Origin of the sequence: Modicisalibacter coralii (assembly GCF_004117855.1) — a bacterium.
Lineage (GTDB): Bacteria > Pseudomonadota > Gammaproteobacteria > Pseudomonadales > Halomonadaceae > Modicisalibacter > Modicisalibacter coralii.
The window spans coordinates 18,439-33,165 of the sequence record NZ_QWBW01000034.1 but is presented as its reverse complement, the minus strand read 5'-3'; the positions used below and the strand labels follow the sequence as shown (position 1 = coordinate 33,165).

Here is a 14,727-nt window from a genome sequence, read left to right as displayed (position 1 = left end):
GAATATTCACAGCAACTTCTGCCACCACTTGCGCTGATCTTTCTTGATCAGACGATACCCTTTGTCCTGACATTCCCAGCACGGCTGGAATAGGCCGTTATGCAGGCTCAGGACGGCGCTTTCGCTGCGGCACACCGGGCATGCGTAGTCGTGCGTTGCCACCATGCCGCTGTCGTGCAGCCAAATATTCACGTCCTTTGGCTGCACGTCATCCGGGAAATCGGGCAGGTCGGGGCCGTTGCAGTAATGTATGTGCTGCATACGTCACCTCATCGAATAGGGACCGCCTGAGCTTTCTCAGACGGCTCGTACGGAGTGCAGCGCTTCACAGCGTCCGTCGTTGAGTAGCCGTAGGATCACCCCCAGCGGCTGGTTTGTGTTCAGTCGAATACGTCACACTCGATCTCGCCCACACACTCGCACTCGAACAGCATCTCGAACGCCACATCCCCTATCCGCTGCTCGATGCGCTCAGCGATGGTCATGCCGTCGCAGATGATCGGGCCGATGGGATACCACAGAAGGTGGTCGGACATGGGCTATCCTCGGCGGCAACTTTGGATTGCACGCTTGACCGAGTGACGAATGCGCCTGGCCTCACGCTCATCTATATCCCAGTCGAAGCAAATCGTCGCATAGCCGATCACCCGGACCCGATCATGGTTCTTGGCTTCTTCAACAATCCTCTCCATCTCTCGCTTTATGCCTTCCAGGGTGAACTCCATAGATCCGCTCCCATATCAGCGAGGCGACGAACAGGCAGACGAGGTAGCGAGAGAGCATCCAGGCGGCGAGGGGTCTCATTGCTTCTTCACCGCAGCCATGAAGCCCTTGCCAGTCACGTTGCGGGTGATCTTCTCGCCAGACCGATTACTTCCAGTAATCGCCTGACAACACCTTCTTGACCGTCGCAACAGATACGCCATACATCTCCGCTATCTCTGCTTTCGAGTAGCCGGGACCGCGACCATTCTTAGCCCGTCGCGGCAGATCGCGCATCTCGTCAGCCTTCTCCTTGGTGAGCTTCACACAACGCCTGTTGCGGCCCTGTGTTTCATCAGTAGCCCATCGACAATTGCCCGGCTCATAACCCCTATCATTGTCTATTCGGTCAATGCTCATGCCTTCCGGGCGAGGCCCCATATCAGCCTCAAACGCAAAGTAATCATCTCGCCAACGCTCACAGACTTTGATACCTCGCGCCCCGTACCGCTGATAGGACTGGTTAGCAGGGTTGTAGCATCGAGAAATCATGTGCTTCCAAATGCCGAACACAGGCTTTCCCCACGCACCATGCTTATAGGACGGGGCATCTGATCCTCTGCGTGGCTCAGGAAAGAACTCTGGGTCCCCATACTTATACCACCGAAGGTAATGCGCTAGGCACAAGCCACGCTTCTTGACATACAGCGGATTAGAGCAACCTTCAATTGTGCATGACATGCTATTTTCTCCCCATAGCCTCCTAGGAGTATATAGAGAGAAAAATCATTGGTACAGTGTGTTATTTCTTTTTTTCAACAGACTGATAAAAGCTAGCTGTAGCCTGGCTCGCTTTGGCATTGCTCCATTTATCAATGCTCTTTTCCACGCCTCTCGACGCTATGTACCCACCAACGCCCAGCGTCATGAGATCCCACAGGCTGCTGGGCAGGTCAAGCATCAGACCGACGCCGAACATCGCGCCAAGGTAGGGAGCGATCAGATAGTTGTTCGCCACGATGGCAACGATCACGAGCATCAGGACGGGGCGCCAGTTCCGCTGTGCCCAGCTTTCCCCTGTCGCTTCAGCTAGGATGATCTGCATCCGCGCCTTGACCGCCGAGTCTTCGGAGTCGATAAGCTGCGACTGGATCTGTTGCTTCAGCCGGTTGGCCTCGTCTTTATCCGTCACCGCTTGGTCGATCACGTCGAAAACGGGGCCAGTGAGGGCGCCCAAGGCTTTTTCGATGATGCCCATCATTCGCTCGCCTCCGGCTTTATGTCAGCGTTGCCCGTCCATCCCTCGTCGCCGAGCATGTTTGTGGTGGCTGTGCAGCCCTTGAGCTTGCCGCGCAGGTATCCGATGTAGCGTCGAGCGTTGTTGAGCTTTTCGACGCGATCAAGCCACTTGGCTTCATAGGCACCCGACTCGCCCTGCTGGAATCGCCACGCAGCCAGCGCACCATTGAGCGCCACAAGGTTCATGTCATCCTTACGCTGACCGCTTTTGATCTGACCTTGAATTATCTCGCGCTGATTGGCGTTCACCTCGCGCTGGTCCTGCAGACGCTTGTAGGTGTTCGCCCAACCAGAGGCGAGGATCGCCAGGGCAAAGGTCATTACGCCGGCGGCAATCACGTATTTTGGCTTGGAGAACAGGAGACGCATCACTTTTTCCCTTTGATGCGATCCATGACCGCAGTGATCAGAAACTTGAAATCAAGCTGCTCGATGCGAGCCTGTATGCCATGTACGCCCATGACGGCCATAGTGGCTCCAGCACCGGACGCCCACTCCTTGGGCATCGGGTAAATCGGGTTCGCGATGAAGATGGGGATGAAGCAGTAGGCCAGAAATCCAACCAGCAGGGTCTCCCGCCACCGGCCAAACAGAATAGAAACGATCATCGCCGCACAAGCGGCCGCGACACGCGGGTTGTGCATCACGTCGGCAACGAACTGCCACAGCGAAGAAAGCGCGTCGAGCATGAGCAGCCCTACCTATTTTTTGTGGGTGCTCAGGCTTCCTATGGCAGTGACCAGGACATAGATGGCGATGATGAACAGGGTCTGCATGCCGATCCCGCCCGCTTGCCGCGTCACCGGGTCGGTAATCAGGTCGATTGTGGCGAGTCGCCAGCCAAGGAAGAACACACAGCAGCCGATCACCGAGAGAATGGCCTTGCTGACCCAGCCAGTGACGTTATGACGGACCTTGATGCAGTGCGCGGCCAGCAGGATCACTAGCGGTATCTGCAGATAGGCAAACGTGATTGAGATGGTTTCCATAGGCATTCAGACCTTGACGACTCGATCAAACCAATCCTTCTCGTCACTGTGCAGCGAGCCGCCTGCGTTGATGTATGCGTCGATCAGCGTTTCGATCTGGTGTTCATGCTGTCCGTATCCGGCGCCGGGAAAACTGGCCCAGGTATTCGAGCATCTGGCGATGGCGTCGCGGATCAGCCCGGCCTTGATGTCATCCAGGGCGCCGCGCTCCTTGAACATGTGGATTGCGTAGCGGTCCTGATTGACCGGGCCGAAGTCGTGCAGCCCGAGCAGGTTCTGGTAATGCTTCCAGTACCGCGACAGGATCTGATAGCCGCCAGCCGCCGTGCTCCACAGTCCGGGCGAATACTCGATAGCCATGCCTGGCGGGAGAGGGTGGTGGCTGTAGTCGTGGAACAGCTTGAGCTTACCGGGCAGACTGCCGACGAGGACGTTATAGCCACTGTCTGATGCAGCCATCATCTCCGGCCCAATCTCCGACACGCGCGTCATGTCGAGGAATGCAGCAACGTTGGCACCACCTGCCTCTCGCGGGTTGATACGGGGCATAGGCGGTACCTCATGAATAAGAAAGCCCCGCACGAGGGGCAATGCCGTATCTTTGGGACGGCGGAATAGATCGGCTCGACCGCGCCGGGAACGCGACGGGGGAGTGCAGAGCGCGGGAGCCGAAAGGGTGGCGTCCGACCAGGGCGAGGATCGAGGCTCGCAGGACGCCATAAACGAAAAACGCCCGCCGAGTGGCGAGCGATTGAATAAATCAACTGCTGGCAGTGCAAACTTCGACCAGCATGAACATATCAAACCATGGATGCCGCAATATCGCAAGACTTTTTTCCATGTCTTTTCGTGAAGTCGCCGACTTTATCTTGCCATGCTTGCCGAGCGGCTTCTGCTTCTTCGGAAGTATGATACCTACCTATAATGATCGTCCCGCCATTCAGTCCTGCCTGGGCCATCCATGGACGGCTTCCCCCTATGCGACTGACACCGTTAATGCCGCTTGTGTTGTTCGAGTGCATTGTGCGATTCCGCATATTCACCAGATGCGAAACGACGCGAAGATTTTGCATCCTGTTATCGGACCTGTTGCCGTTAAGGTGATCCACTTCCTTGTCATAAGGAACTTTTATACCATGCATGGCTAATACAATATGATGCTGGTACAAGCGGGTACCCTCTATTTTGATAAGCAAGTACCCATCGCTACTGGGATAACCAGCGATCGTGCCAGCCGTATCCTTTATCCATGACTGATATCTTGCAGGTGAAGAAAAGTGACTTGCAGGCCTGTCCGCTCTCCAAATTAACAACCCCGTCTCATCGTCATACAGAAAGCATTCGTTAAGCCAGTCTCTATCCAGAAGCGAGGATCTGCAAATCTCGCGCCCAACTTTTTGAACAGCCTGTATCTCGGAATCCAGCCACTCAGAAATATCCTCACCCAGCCATCTTCCGACCATGCCCGCCAAATCAGGGTGCAGCCAATATCCACCATGCTCGCGTTGTCGAGACTTTGATACATAGCCGGTTCGCTTACTGCCGGAGTGCGCTGCCAAGCGATTGATATACCCACTTACAGCAGGCGAAGATAGCCATGAGCTAACATCCTTTCCGTACCGTGCAGAGGCCTGGCTGGCGTTAAACCAACCGCCCCGTCCAAATGCAATCTTCTGACCTTCGAACTCTCTGACAAACAATGCTTTCATACCACCTCCGGGGCAAACTTTATTGTGCAATTCGTGCATAAACCGCAATTATGCACTCATGCGGCTATACGCTCGCGACGAATCATTGCGCCGATCACGTCACTGACGGGCTCCAGGGCGTCCGCTTCCATGTCGTCGACAGCCACCTGAATGCAGGACCAAACAGGCAGCCAGTCCCGCGCCCAATCCCGTGTAGTGATCGCCATGCCATACCACTCATGCATCACGGCGCCGATCCGCTCGGGCTGCCATGCCGGACGCTCACCGCTCAGGTTCTCCCGGCGCTCCAGCAGGGCAATGCGGATTAGGTGCGGCACACGATCCTTTTTCGCCTGACGCCATGCGCGGCCATCACCCCAGTTCGGGATCATCGCCACGACTCGGCCCATCAGCGCGGCCACCGCATCATCCAGGTGCCAATTGCTGGCCTCGGTGTCGGCGTGGCAGATGACGTGCCCAATAGCTGCTGTATCGGGCTGCTCGCGCTCCATGCGCTGGATCAGCGACCAGATGGGGCTGTATTCCGCGCACAGCTCGAGCATCGTCATGCTGCTATGCCCGCCCGGCATCTCATCGACCCAAGGGCCAGGGGCGGCCTTGGATGCGCTCTTGGTGGCCATCGCCCAGGCCAAGCGTGGCTCGCGTGTGATACTCATGATTCCACCCCTTGCTTATCTGAGTGCTTGATTGCCACTTTCCGCGCCGCGTTGCCGTCCCTGGCGTTACCGATCTGTTCGCCCTGGTGATAGACGAGGTACAAATCCTCGCCGCCGAGCGTGAACTTCGTGATCTGATACTCGCCTGCCCGGATGCAGTACGGATTGACCTTGGTCCACTTCATCGCTGCGGCCTCGGACAGTTCACGTAGCGCCGTGACGGCGGTTTCTCGGTGGTGTCTGTCATCAGATTTTTCGCGCTGGATACCCCGTACTTTTAGTGCGGGGAGGAATGCGCGCCTCCTTGGGTTGATGTTATCACAAAATCTTAGATATAATGTGACGCATGACTAAACGCGCATACAAGTACCGTTTTTACCCGACGCCCGAGCAAGAGCAGTTGCTTGCCCGGACTTTCGGGTGCGTGCGCTTCGTCTACAATGCAGTGCTGCGTTACCGCGCCGATGCCTTCTATCAGCAGCAGGAGAAGATTGGCTATATCGAGGCCAACGCCTACCTGACAAAAATGAAGAAGACGCCTGACACGGCCTTTCTGAATGAAGTGTCTTGCGTTCCGTTGCAACAATGTCTGCGTCACCAGCAGTCGGCGTTCAAGAACTTCTTTGAAGGACGCGCGAAGTATCCGACCTTCAAAAGCAAGCGGCATCGCCAGTCGGCAGAATTTACCCGCTCCGCGTTCAAGTACCGCGATGGCCAGTTGTTTCTGGCCAAGAGCAAGACGCCGCTTAATGTCCGCTGGAGCCGTGAACTCCCCAGCGAACCCAGCACGATTACTATTTCCAAGGATTCGGCGGGCCGGTACTTCGTATCGTGCCTGTGCGAGTTCGATGTCGAGACGCTGCCCGTCACACCGAAGATGGTGGGCATTGATCTTGGCCTGAAAGACCTGTTTGTCACCGACCAGGGAGAAAGGATCGGCAATCCCCGCCATACGGCGAAATACGCCGCCAGGCTTGCCAAGGCACAACGCAGGCTTAGCAAGAAGAAGCTCGGCTCCGCTAACCGTGCCAAGGCCAAGCAAAAGGTTGCGCGTATTCACGCCAAAATCTCCGATTGCCGGATGGACAGACTCCACAAGCTGTCCCGCAGATTGATTAACGAGAACCAAGTGATCTGCGTCGAATCCCTGAAAGTGAAGAACATGATCCGCAATCCGACGCTGAGCAAAGCCATTGCCGATGCAAGCTGGGGCGAGTTCGTGCGCCAGCTTGAATACAAAGCGCAATGGGCAGGACGCCAACTGGTCGCTATTGACCAGTGGTATCCCAGCTCAAAACGCTGCTCGGATTGCGGACACACCAAAGATGCATTGCCGCTGAACATTCGCGCTTGGGGTTGCCCGGAATGTGGCACTACCCATGACCGCGACATTAACGCAGCGCGCAATATCAAAGCGGCCGGGCTGGCCGTGTTAGCCCTTGAAGAGAATGTAAGCGGCATGGGTCAAGTATCTATGTCCGGTTCTCGCTGAATTGGGAATCCCCGTCCTTCAGGGCGGGGAGCGGTCAAAGCGCCTCCATCTTGAGCTGCCGACCATGCCTGACCCACTCAACGAACCCGTCAATCGTCACCTCAATAGGCTCGTGAGTAGGCCCGGACCAGTCGCTGGGGCGGATGACGAACCGCCAATCCTGCCGATCTGCCCGGTAGGCCAGCACAGGCGTCTCGCCACCGGGGCATTGCTCCAGGGTCTGATGCCACCAGCCGGTGATCTGGCCCTGGGTCGCCGTGCGATTGCGCTTGCTCTCGACGTGCACGCCTTCCCAGCCGTCGAGGTCGTGCCCGCCTGACTGGTACTGAGCGAGGCGGCGAGTGAGGGAGAGGCCTAAGCGCTCGTTGAGCAGGGCGGCCAGTTGCAGCTCGCCCTTGGCGCCCTTGGTGCGGGAGGTCTTGCCCATCAGTCGCCCTCGGTCAGGTGGTGGTTGTCGGCGATCAGATCGTCGGCCAGTGCATTCGCCGCTTCATCGAACTCCCACATGGCTGCGCCGATCTCGACATCCGTTACGCCATCTCGTTGAACGGAATTCAAAATGGCGTCACGTGCCCTCGCCAGCCGCCGCGCAGCCGGTTCGCTTACCATGATCACTTCACTCCTCCCAGCCACTTAGTGGTGCGGTCTCGACTTTTCTCGATAACGAGCTTCAGATGCCCAATGACAGGCTCGCCGCATCGTTGGCCTGTGAATTCCATCACCGCCTCGCTGGTGAGCACCTGCGAGATCAGGCTGTGCCGCAATACCTGCCTTACTTGGATCGCACCATTGGCAACTTGCTTTCTCAGATGAGGGCATGCCGATAGAGATGCGGCGGCGCACGGCTTGCAACAAAGCGGTTCAACCTGGGCCGACACCGCCCTGCCGCCGACCTCAATTGTGCGAAGCTGGCTCATCGAAACCTTGGTGCGCGTGGCCAGCGGCTTCCCGCAAATGTCGCACAGGCATTGCGCCATAGCCTGACGCTGCCGATTGGGATGCGTCTTCCCGAAGAGCGGCTTCCCGTCGCATGGCCTGCTGATTGAATGGATGGCCATAGCGCCATTGGCATGCCGGCATGGTGCGAGCCAGTCGTCATTTGCCTCGCCACTCCAAAGCACTGTCCATGGTGCAAAGATGCTCATTCCGCCTCCCGCTCTGCGATGAATTCCAGCGCTTCACACAGCGCCCCGACTATCGGCTCGTCCGTGAATTCGTCGAGCCCGCGATTGATCGTGTCCACCAGCCACCGGGGTTGATGTTGGAGCCAGCCCGGCTCACGGTGCATCTCGCCATGGCACGCTCGGCACAACGGCATGGCGTAGTTGTCCGGCGCAGTCATGCCCGCACCGGACAGGCCCCAGTGCAGCCCGATGACGTGGTGCGGGTCACAGGGCGATACACCGCATGCACAACACGGCAAGCTGCGCACGAAGGCCAGATAGGCCGGCGAGCGGAAGCGGCTTTCTTTCTGCGCTGACGATTGCTTTCTGCGACGCTTCTGCATCGGCTTGCGTGCGGTGAGAGGCGTTTTACGTGCGATTTGCGAGCGCTTCATGCCTCACTCCTTGCACGACGCACCTGTTCAGCACGCAAGGCCTGCAAGTGCATTGTTGCTCGGTCTAGCTCCGGCCCCCGCGATGTCTTTTGCGTGTGATGCCATGCTTGATCGATTGCCTGGCGCAGCTCTGCATCTGTCATGACACCTCCTCCTGCTCCATTGCCCACTCCAACAGCGAATCGCCGGTCCACCGAACGCTATGCTCGGCACCGAACGCATAGGCCTGTTCGAAGAAGTCGCTGAACCACCTCTTGCTCTGTCGGCGGGTGCTGACACCCAGCGCGATGAACGGGATGGAGATGCCCGGCACGATCCGCTGATTCTCGACTTCGGCGCTGATGATCTGCTTCCAGTCCTCGTCGGAGAGCGTCATGCCGTGCCACTCAACCTGCTCACTGATGTCGCGGCACATGGCCCACATCTTGCGGTTCTGGATAGGGCTGCGCTTCTCGCGACCGAACGTGAGAATCACGCGGCCCGCCTTGAGGCCGCGATTCAGGTAGTCGTGGATCATGGGCAGCTTCTGGCGGGCGTCGGCGTGGTCGTCTATCACGACGGTGACTTCCTTGCTCATGCCGCGCTCCCGTTATCGCCATCGTCTAGCCAATACACGCGCTCTACGCCGTCTCCGTGGTCGCGTATCGGCTCACCCGTTGCTTGCATGCGCCACAGCACTGGGCGGATCTCGAATTGCGTGCAGCCGACTCTCTGGGCGATCTCGTTGGCGGTCAGCGGCTCGCTGTGAGCGAGGATGTCGAGGATCTGCTGTTCGGGGGTCATGTCGTCCTCCACGATTTCGATCTTCATGCCGCACTCCGGCGAGCCCATGGCGACAGGAATCGCCTGGGAATCAGGGATGCCGGAAGCCTTGTCCCATTCGGAGAACGCGAGATAGCGCTGGCAGGTGTCGCGATGCGGACACCACTCGCCATCGGCCTGCAGGTCGTAGCGGCCGGAACAGCGTGCCGTGTCATAAGGCAGAGTCATCTCGCCTCCTCCTTGAGCGCCCGAATCGCAGCGATACGGCCATCGATCCACGCAGCCCATTCCGGTCTACCGGCATCAGCCAGCGGTGCGACGCACGTCCGCAGCGGGCAGCCCTTGCACATCGGGTGGGCATTGCAGTGATCGGTTACGTCTTGGGGGATATTGCTCATGCAGCCCTCCCGGCGATCACGCTGCTGCCCAGTTCCATGTCGGCGTCGTGCCAACCGGCCAACCACCACGCGCGATCAACCATAGGCAGGAGTGAAGGCGGGCTCTTATGCCGACCTTCCTGGCGACGCTTACGCCCATCCCTGTAAGCCGCCTCCGGGTCTTTACGATCAAGCGATTTGGTAATCACCTGAGCCCGCTCGCAATCCGATAGCCCTAGAGCGTTCGCCTTCTTGTAGATAGCGTTGATCGACTTCCCGATGAGTTTTGAAATCGCCTTGGCAGGGACATTACCCGTGTAGAGTTCGCGCAATTGCTCTTCTTGCTCAGCAGTCCACTTGCTCATGCGACACCTCCCATATACCAGTGAGCGGCGACAACCTCAGCGATCAGCACGGACAGCAGCACAGCGCAGGAGGCGAGGGGATAGCGGTTGATGAGGGTCATGCGGCACCCCCGGCGAACATGTCGTACTGCGCCGTCTCGCGCTCAAATCGAGCTTTCGCGGCGGCGTAGTAGTCGGGGTCCAGCTCAGTGCCGACGAATTCACAGCCGTAGTAGTGCGCAGCAATGGCGCTCGAGGCGCTGCCCAGGTGAGTATCAAGGATGCGCTGACCGGGATTGGCGTAGTTCTGCAGAAGCCACTCGTAGAGCTTGACGGGCTTCTGGGTGGGATGAATGCGCTTCTCGTTCAGCGCTTTATTGCCCTGCTGACGAGTGCCGTTGTAGATGGATTCGCCCTGCATCATCCCGCGCCACATGTACCGCACCATGTCTACGCGCTTGGTCAAGCTGTTGTAGGCGATCTCGGCTGCGCTTTGATCCGATCTGTCGTTAACCTTGTCCCATACGATGCAGCCGCCCGCTGGCAGACCCGCGTAATAATTGGCGCCCCAGATAATTTGCGCATGACTGACCCGGCGTAACTCTTCGAAGTACCCCGGTGGCGGCGGAACCTTGTCCCAATCCTTCTTTGCATACCCGCCGTCGCGTGCAACTAAGCGCGCCCCATTCTTCTGCAGGACGGCGCTCGTGCGATTCTTGCCGCCGTGCTCACCAACACCATATGGCGGGTCAACGATAGCCAGGTCGAACGCCTTATCGGACAGGCCGCTCATGTACTCCATGCAATCCATATTAAGAAGTTCGATCACGCCACCCTCCCGATCAGCCAGTTCCGAATCCGCTCGCCGATGCTGGGATTGGCGAGGCGCTTGAGATGCTCTGCCGATTTCCGGCATGTCACGCCGCTCTGCTCGACGACACACTCGCCAGTGGAGAACTCACAGCAGACGTAGATGCCGAGAGAGCGGAGGCGCTGTTTTTCTTCTCGGGTGAGAGTCATGCGTTACCTCCGATGCGACGAGGGGCCAGGAAGTCGTGACAGTGCCGCTCGGCCGGGCTCATCTTTCCGTCGAGTGACTGCAGGCGCTCTTGCGTCACCGGCTCGTTGTGCTCATAAATCGCGCGAGACTTGCTATCCATTTCGTGATGGATGCTGACGCGAAACGCGTCACAAAACGCGCTGATTAAGGCCGGGCCGCGAGATCCGATGTGGCTCACGTCGAAAGCGGCACGGAAGCGGATCGCTTCTTCGGGAGAGGCGAAGCGGTTAACGCCTTCACGAATGGTCATCATCGGAATCGTTCGCCAGCGGCCATCCAGGTAAAGACGCGGACGCCAGCCCGGTTCCGCTGGACTTCCTTCGCTCAGCACTACCGGGCATCCGGTCTCGTTGTGCAGGCGCTCACACTTCTCAAGCTCCTCATCGGAAGCATCGACACCCTTCACCTCAACAAATGCATCCAGGTTCGGCAGATAGAAGTCAGGCAGGTAGCCCCGGAAGTTGTAGGGCATGTGCTCGTACACCCAGGCGAAGCCGATTCGCGTCATGACCTCAGCCACCCGAGCCTCTGCGTACGAGCGCATCACGTAGCCTTCGTGCTGGTTCCAGACGGAGTTAGTTGAATGGGTCATAGCTCGCCTCCTGTGCCTGCATCTGTCCGCTGTGCGCCAAGTCACCAAAGCTGTACATCCGCATGTTGGCGGCACTGAACACCGTCCCTGTCGGCCCGCCCCGATGCTTGCGGACGATGATCTCGGCGACGCCTTTCTGGTCGCTGTTCTCGTTGTAAATCTCGTCTCGGTAGAGCATCAGGATCTTGTTGGCGTCCTGCTCCAGCGATCCGGATTCGCGCAGATCCGCCATCAGCGGGCGCTTGTCGGGACGCTTCTCGACATCACGGTTGAGCTGGGATAGAGCCAGGACGGGGCAACCCAGCGACATGGCCAGCATCTTCAGTGCGCGGCTGTATTCACCGACTTCCTGAGTGCGGTTGCCAAAGCGGGCGGTATTACGACTGCTGATTAGCTGCAGGTAGTCAACGACGACGAGATCGAGCGGGCGCTGCTGGTGGAGCGAGCGCGACTTGGCCACAATGCCTTCGATGTCGAAGATGTTGTCGAAGACGGTCAGCGGGGCGTGCTGCAGGGACTGCACTGCCTTGCCGATGCGATGAATCTCGTCGCCATGGTTTCTCGGGTCAGCGAACCAGTCGGCCGGGAATTGGCCGCGCTGCACAATGAAGCGGTCGAACATCTCGTCTTCATCCATCTCCAGGTTGAAGACGGCGACGTGCTTATCGTGGTCGCAGGCGGCCTGCTGGGCGATCTGCAGAGCCAGCGCCGACTTGCCCATGGCGGGACGTGCAGCCAGCAGGATCAATTCCGAGGGCTTGAAGCCATAGACCTTGTTGTCGAGATCCTTCAGCCCGGTCGTGAGGCCGATATGGCTTTCGGTGCCGTCCATGCGACGGTCAAGCGCCGCTATACGGTCCTTGAGGATCTGAGACGTGGTTCGCTTTTGCTGGACGCTGTCCTGCTCGATGCCCATCAGCATCTCGCGGGCCCGATTCATCAGCGAATCGGCGTCGGCGTCGCGCTCCTGAGCCGTGTTCATCAGGTCGGCCAGCCCTGCAGTCAGGCGATGCAGGCGGGCTTTCTGACGGACGATGTTGGCCCAAGTGGACACGGAGCCCTGATCGGTGCTGTAGGTGTCGCGCGCCCAATCAGCCAGGATGTGCAGCTCGACCCCGCTGACTTCGGAGAGCGTCACCACGTCGGTTGGCTTGCCGTCGCGCCATAGCTTCTGGACAGCGCCCCAGACGACTTGCTGCTCGTGACCCGAGAAGTCTTCAGGATGGAGCTGGTCGCCAATCTTGATCAGCAGGCTGGAGTCGATGGACACAGCACCGATGATCTGGCTTTCGTACTGCAGGAGGTCGGCGTTCATCGTACGGCACCCCCTGACTGAGTCGGCAGGTTGCCGTTGGCGGCCTTGCTGAAGCGCGTCTTGTAGAACACGTCCCAGATGGTCGCGTCGGACTGACGGAAATTGGAGAGGCTGGCGATGCGACTTAGCGCCATTCGCCACCACGCCAGGCCGGATTCCAACGAGTCGTAACGAACCTTTCCGTTGACCTCGACGTTGTAGAACTCGGCCCAACGCTCGGCCAGGGCTTCGGCAGACTTGGTGCCCTGCCAGTCCAGCAGGTTCGGCGCTTTGCCCTTGTACTGGGCGCATGTCTCGTCCCAGATGGCCAGGATGTCGGCATGGGGGCAGGCTGGGGCGCCGTTTTCGCTAATGACGCCCTTGCCGTATCCGGCATTGATGAGCCATTGGGGCTCGACTTTCATCCACCCAGACGCCATGGCGACGTCAAGTGCGTCATCGACTGAAACGCCAACTTGATCCTGGCAACGTTTGGCGAGCTTCACGATGGAGCGCAGCGCACGCTGAGTGAGCGGTTTGCGCATGGCCTTCCGGTGTTTGGCAAAGTCGCGAAGCGTCTGCTCGTCAACGTCTGCAGCGAATTCCGAGAAGTCGATGTCGTTGCGCGATGATTTTGGCGCACCTAACTCTACGTCAGTAGAGTTAGTGTCTTTCTGTCTTTTGTGTGTACCCGATTTGGTGACGCTCTGTGTCACCTTTTTGGTGACAGTGTCACCATCTGACTTTGCTTTGCGCTGAGGTGCTTTTTTCTCAGGGCGAGCACTGAAATCCCACTGGTCGTATGCCTTGTTGATCCCGATCTTCCGTCCATCCTCGGACAGCACTAGAACCTTCATGGCGATGAGGGCGTGCTTGGCCGGGTTTACCTTCTGGCGAGGGATGCCGGTATCGGCTGCGATCTGAGTATCAGCCAGGGCGTCCATGGTCTTGTTGAAGCCATAGGTGCGACGGATAACGGCATGGACGATGCGAAGCTGGGTCAACGTGACCGGGAAGGCGTGAGCGTTGTTCACGACCTCGTACAGCTCGTTGGCGATGCGGGTGTAGCCATCTTCCACTTGAGGCCCCTTGGCGGATTTCTGCGCCGAATCAGGAGCATGCCCCGGAAGGTACGCGAGATTGCTCATTCGCCACCTCCCAGGTTGTGCTGAGCCCAAAGGCCGGCAATCCAGTTGACGCCCTTCGGGGTGAATTTCGCTTGGCTGTAGGAGTGCGCTCCGTCATCAGTGACGCCTGTCTTGACGACGAAGCGGTCAGCGTCGATATGCTTCTGGTAGGGCATCCATTCGCCGCCAAGGCGGTACATGACGCCTTGGTCGTTCAGGAAGGAGCGAAACTCGCGCTCGTTAGCCTTGAGAAGTTTTGCGACCTGACGGAATCCCTTGTTGCCGGAATCGGCAGAGACATAGCGCTCAACGAACTCGACGGCAGGCTTGGCTTTCTCGAGGGCGGCTTCGGCGCGCAGCTTGTGCTCAACCTCGTCAGCCCAGGCGCGGGCAGCGGCGACGGGATCGGTGAAATCGGGCAGCGCGGGCTTGCTGGCTTGTTGCTCCAACGCTGTCATGCGGTCAAACACTTTGGCCTGAAGGTCGTAGCTGTAGCTCATGGCCATCAGGCAGGCTTCGCGCTTGGGGAAGTGACAGATATTCCGGGCGCGTAGCACGCCGCCAGCGGTGTAGTGATCGGTTCCCAAAAATTTGGGAGCCGCGTCACCAAGCACTCTCGGCACCTTGGCCATGAAATGGTCATGGCGAAGCCGAGCATCACCTTCTCCACGCTCGCTATTGATGAACTCAACCAGCTCAAGGCTGGTCATGGTGGGAGTGTTGCGGGATTCGACTAGAGCGTTCATACTGTCTCCATCTGCTTAGT

At 58.5% G+C, this 14,727-nt stretch carries 26 protein-coding genes; 1 reads left to right on the top strand and 25 read right to left on the bottom strand.

Annotated elements, in window-relative coordinates; all coding sequences use genetic code 11:
- Positions 1-6 precede the first annotated feature (6 nt).
- The 12 genes from D0901_RS17140 to D0901_RS17095 form a co-directional block, all read right to left on the bottom strand.
- Positions 7-261 (bottom strand): hypothetical protein, encoded by a 255-nt coding sequence (locus D0901_RS17140; protein ID WP_129141520.1) that lies wholly within the window; start codon positions 259-261, stop codon positions 7-9.
- Between the two features lie 119 nt (positions 262-380).
- Positions 381-536 carry a hypothetical protein gene (locus D0901_RS20980; RefSeq protein WP_162500902.1) on the bottom strand — a complete coding sequence of 52 codons (156 nt, stop codon included), beginning with the start codon at positions 534-536 and terminating at the stop codon, positions 381-383.
- A 3-nt stretch (positions 537-539) separates the two neighbouring features.
- On the bottom strand, positions 540-725 hold the full coding sequence (locus tag D0901_RS17135; RefSeq protein WP_129141519.1) for a hypothetical protein: 186 nt from the start codon (positions 723-725) through the stop codon (positions 540-542).
- Between the two features lie 145 nt (positions 726-870).
- Entirely contained in the window at positions 871-1,029 is a 159-nt protein-coding gene (locus D0901_RS20975) for a helix-turn-helix domain-containing protein (protein WP_162500901.1), read from the bottom strand.
- 475 nt (positions 1,030-1,504) lie between these two features.
- A complete protein-coding gene (locus D0901_RS17130) occupies positions 1,505-1,963 on the bottom strand; it encodes a 3TM-type holin (RefSeq protein WP_129141518.1) in 459 nt (152 codons plus the stop codon).
- The gene (locus D0901_RS17125) at positions 1,960-2,370 is read right to left on the bottom strand and encodes a hypothetical protein (protein WP_129141517.1); all 411 of its coding nucleotides are present in this window, start codon (positions 2,368-2,370) and stop codon (positions 1,960-1,962) included. Before D0901_RS17125 ends, D0901_RS17130 begins: the two co-directional genes overlap by 4 nt.
- The gene (locus D0901_RS17120; RefSeq protein WP_129141516.1) at positions 2,370-2,690 is read right to left on the bottom strand and encodes a hypothetical protein; all 321 of its coding nucleotides are present in this window, start codon (positions 2,688-2,690) and stop codon (positions 2,370-2,372) included. The genes D0901_RS17125 and D0901_RS17120 overlap by 1 nt, the downstream gene beginning before the upstream one ends.
- A 12-nt stretch (positions 2,691-2,702) precedes the next feature.
- Complete coding sequence (locus D0901_RS17115; RefSeq protein ID WP_129141515.1) at positions 2,703-2,990, bottom strand: hypothetical protein; 288 nt, start codon at positions 2,988-2,990, stop codon at positions 2,703-2,705.
- A gap of 6 nt (positions 2,991-2,996) precedes the next feature.
- Complete coding sequence (locus D0901_RS17110) at positions 2,997-3,539, bottom strand: glycoside hydrolase family 24 protein (RefSeq protein WP_129141514.1); 543 nt, start codon at positions 3,537-3,539, stop codon at positions 2,997-2,999.
- 251 nt (positions 3,540-3,790) lie between these two features.
- Entirely contained in the window at positions 3,791-4,699 is a 909-nt protein-coding gene (locus D0901_RS17105) for an HNH endonuclease (RefSeq protein ID WP_162500900.1), read from the bottom strand.
- A gap of 56 nt (positions 4,700-4,755) precedes the next feature.
- Entirely contained in the window at positions 4,756-5,355 is a 600-nt protein-coding gene (locus D0901_RS17100; protein ID WP_129141512.1) for a hypothetical protein, read from the bottom strand.
- The gene (locus D0901_RS17095; protein WP_129141511.1) at positions 5,352-5,540 is read right to left on the bottom strand and encodes a hypothetical protein; all 189 of its coding nucleotides are present in this window, start codon (positions 5,538-5,540) and stop codon (positions 5,352-5,354) included. Before D0901_RS17095 ends, D0901_RS17100 begins: the two co-directional genes overlap by 4 nt.
- Positions 5,541-5,701: 161 nt before the next feature.
- Here D0901_RS17095 and D0901_RS17090 point away from each other — a divergent pair, with 161 nt between their 5' ends.
- On the top strand, positions 5,702-6,847 hold the full coding sequence (locus D0901_RS17090; protein WP_129141510.1) for an RNA-guided endonuclease InsQ/TnpB family protein: 1,146 nt from the start codon (positions 5,702-5,704) through the stop codon (positions 6,845-6,847).
- A 34-nt stretch (positions 6,848-6,881) separates the two neighbouring features.
- Here the strand turns inward: D0901_RS17090 and D0901_RS17085 are convergent, their stop codons facing one another.
- The 13 genes from D0901_RS17085 to D0901_RS17030 all read right to left on the bottom strand — a co-directional run bounded on the left by D0901_RS17085 (position 6,882) and on the right by D0901_RS17030 (position 14,707).
- Entirely contained in the window at positions 6,882-7,274 is a 393-nt protein-coding gene (locus D0901_RS17085) for a putative PDDEXK endonuclease (RefSeq protein ID WP_129141509.1), read from the bottom strand.
- The gene (locus tag D0901_RS17080; protein ID WP_129141508.1) at positions 7,274-7,456 is read right to left on the bottom strand and encodes a hypothetical protein; all 183 of its coding nucleotides are present in this window, start codon (positions 7,454-7,456) and stop codon (positions 7,274-7,276) included. The genes D0901_RS17085 and D0901_RS17080 overlap by 1 nt, the downstream gene beginning before the upstream one ends.
- 2 nt (positions 7,457-7,458) lie before the next feature.
- Entirely contained in the window at positions 7,459-7,992 is a 534-nt protein-coding gene (locus D0901_RS17075) for a hypothetical protein (protein ID WP_129141507.1), read from the bottom strand.
- Positions 7,989-8,405, bottom strand: coding sequence for a DUF968 domain-containing protein (locus D0901_RS17070; protein ID WP_129141506.1), 417 nt, complete (start codon positions 8,403-8,405; stop codon positions 7,989-7,991). Before D0901_RS17070 ends, D0901_RS17075 begins: the two co-directional genes overlap by 4 nt.
- A gap of 139 nt (positions 8,406-8,544) precedes the next feature.
- Positions 8,545-8,982 carry a recombination protein NinB gene (locus D0901_RS17065; RefSeq protein WP_203234890.1) on the bottom strand — a complete coding sequence of 146 codons (438 nt, stop codon included), beginning with the start codon at positions 8,980-8,982 and terminating at the stop codon, positions 8,545-8,547.
- Positions 8,979-9,395 (bottom strand): helix-turn-helix domain-containing protein, encoded by a 417-nt coding sequence (locus D0901_RS17060; protein WP_129141505.1) that lies wholly within the window; start codon positions 9,393-9,395, stop codon positions 8,979-8,981. The genes D0901_RS17065 and D0901_RS17060 overlap by 4 nt, the downstream gene beginning before the upstream one ends.
- Positions 9,396-9,561: 166 nt before the next feature.
- Complete coding sequence (locus D0901_RS17055) at positions 9,562-9,909, bottom strand: hypothetical protein (protein ID WP_129141504.1); 348 nt, start codon at positions 9,907-9,909, stop codon at positions 9,562-9,564.
- Between the two features lie 97 nt (positions 9,910-10,006).
- On the bottom strand, positions 10,007-10,717 hold the full coding sequence (locus D0901_RS17050) for a DNA methyltransferase (protein ID WP_203234889.1): 711 nt from the start codon (positions 10,715-10,717) through the stop codon (positions 10,007-10,009).
- Complete coding sequence (locus D0901_RS20970; protein ID WP_162500891.1) at positions 10,714-10,908, bottom strand: hypothetical protein; 195 nt, start codon at positions 10,906-10,908, stop codon at positions 10,714-10,716. The genes D0901_RS17050 and D0901_RS20970 overlap by 4 nt, the downstream gene beginning before the upstream one ends.
- Positions 10,905-11,540, bottom strand: coding sequence for a PDDEXK family nuclease (locus tag D0901_RS17045; RefSeq protein WP_129141502.1), 636 nt, complete (start codon positions 11,538-11,540; stop codon positions 10,905-10,907). Before D0901_RS17045 ends, D0901_RS20970 begins: the two co-directional genes overlap by 4 nt.
- Positions 11,524-12,855, bottom strand: a complete 1,332-nt coding sequence (locus D0901_RS17040; protein ID WP_162500899.1) for a replicative DNA helicase — start codon at positions 12,853-12,855, stop codon at positions 11,524-11,526. Before D0901_RS17040 ends, D0901_RS17045 begins: the two co-directional genes overlap by 17 nt.
- Positions 12,852-13,982: a replication protein gene (locus D0901_RS17035; RefSeq protein ID WP_129141500.1), complete on the bottom strand. Its 1,131-nt coding sequence runs from the start codon at positions 13,980-13,982 to the stop codon at positions 12,852-12,854. The genes D0901_RS17040 and D0901_RS17035 overlap by 4 nt, the downstream gene beginning before the upstream one ends.
- The gene (locus D0901_RS17030; protein WP_129141499.1) at positions 13,979-14,707 is read right to left on the bottom strand and encodes a phage antirepressor KilAC domain-containing protein; all 729 of its coding nucleotides are present in this window, start codon (positions 14,705-14,707) and stop codon (positions 13,979-13,981) included. The genes D0901_RS17035 and D0901_RS17030 overlap by 4 nt, the downstream gene beginning before the upstream one ends.
- Positions 14,708-14,727 lie beyond the last annotated feature (20 nt).

Excerpts from the sequence above, each read along its gene's own strand:
- D0901_RS17140 (WP_129141520.1), bottom strand. The coding sequence starts at position 261 with ATGCAGCACATACATTACTGCAACGGCCCCGACCTGCCCGATTTCCCG.
- D0901_RS20980 (WP_162500902.1), bottom strand. The coding sequence starts at position 536 with ATGTCCGACCACCTTCTGTGGTATCCCATCGGCCCGATCATCTGCGAC.
- D0901_RS17135 (WP_129141519.1), bottom strand. The coding sequence starts at position 725 with ATGGAGTTCACCCTGGAAGGCATAAAGCGAGAGATGGAGAGGATTGTT.
- D0901_RS17130 (WP_129141518.1), bottom strand. The coding sequence starts at position 1,963 with ATGATGGGCATCATCGAAAAAGCCTTGGGCGCCCTCACTGGCCCCGTT.
- D0901_RS17125 (WP_129141517.1), bottom strand. The coding sequence starts at position 2,370 with ATGCGTCTCCTGTTCTCCAAGCCAAAATACGTGATTGCCGCCGGCGTA.
- D0901_RS17120 (WP_129141516.1), bottom strand. The coding sequence starts at position 2,690 with ATGCTCGACGCGCTTTCTTCGCTGTGGCAGTTCGTTGCCGACGTGATG.
- D0901_RS17115 (WP_129141515.1), bottom strand. The coding sequence starts at position 2,990 with ATGGAAACCATCTCAATCACGTTTGCCTATCTGCAGATACCGCTAGTG.
- D0901_RS17110 (WP_129141514.1), bottom strand. The coding sequence starts at position 3,539 with ATGCCCCGTATCAACCCGCGAGAGGCAGGTGGTGCCAACGTTGCTGCA.
- D0901_RS17105 (WP_162500900.1), bottom strand. The coding sequence starts at position 4,699 with ATGAAAGCATTGTTTGTCAGAGAGTTCGAAGGTCAGAAGATTGCATTT.
- D0901_RS17100 (WP_129141512.1), bottom strand. The coding sequence starts at position 5,355 with ATGAGTATCACACGCGAGCCACGCTTGGCCTGGGCGATGGCCACCAAG.
- D0901_RS17095 (WP_129141511.1), bottom strand. The coding sequence starts at position 5,540 with ATGAAGTGGACCAAGGTCAATCCGTACTGCATCCGGGCAGGCGAGTAT.
- D0901_RS17090 (WP_129141510.1), top strand. The coding sequence starts at position 5,702 with ATGACTAAACGCGCATACAAGTACCGTTTTTACCCGACGCCCGAGCAA.
- D0901_RS17085 (WP_129141509.1), bottom strand. The coding sequence starts at position 7,274 with ATGGGCAAGACCTCCCGCACCAAGGGCGCCAAGGGCGAGCTGCAACTG.
- D0901_RS17080 (WP_129141508.1), bottom strand. The coding sequence starts at position 7,456 with ATGGTAAGCGAACCGGCTGCGCGGCGGCTGGCGAGGGCACGTGACGCC.
- D0901_RS17075 (WP_129141507.1), bottom strand. The coding sequence starts at position 7,992 with ATGAGCATCTTTGCACCATGGACAGTGCTTTGGAGTGGCGAGGCAAAT.
- D0901_RS17070 (WP_129141506.1), bottom strand. The coding sequence starts at position 8,405 with ATGAAGCGCTCGCAAATCGCACGTAAAACGCCTCTCACCGCACGCAAG.
- D0901_RS17065 (WP_203234890.1), bottom strand. The coding sequence starts at position 8,982 with ATGAGCAAGGAAGTCACCGTCGTGATAGACGACCACGCCGACGCCCGC.
- D0901_RS17060 (WP_129141505.1), bottom strand. The coding sequence starts at position 9,395 with ATGACTCTGCCTTATGACACGGCACGCTGTTCCGGCCGCTACGACCTG.
- D0901_RS17055 (WP_129141504.1), bottom strand. The coding sequence starts at position 9,909 with ATGAGCAAGTGGACTGCTGAGCAAGAAGAGCAATTGCGCGAACTCTAC.
- D0901_RS20970 (WP_162500891.1), bottom strand. The coding sequence starts at position 10,908 with ATGACTCTCACCCGAGAAGAAAAACAGCGCCTCCGCTCTCTCGGCATC.
- D0901_RS17045 (WP_129141502.1), bottom strand. The coding sequence starts at position 11,540 with ATGACCCATTCAACTAACTCCGTCTGGAACCAGCACGAAGGCTACGTG.
- D0901_RS17040 (WP_162500899.1), bottom strand. The coding sequence starts at position 12,855 with ATGAACGCCGACCTCCTGCAGTACGAAAGCCAGATCATCGGTGCTGTG.
- D0901_RS17035 (WP_129141500.1), bottom strand. The coding sequence starts at position 13,982 with ATGAGCAATCTCGCGTACCTTCCGGGGCATGCTCCTGATTCGGCGCAG.
- D0901_RS17030 (WP_129141499.1), bottom strand. The coding sequence starts at position 14,707 with ATGAACGCTCTAGTCGAATCCCGCAACACTCCCACCATGACCAGCCTT.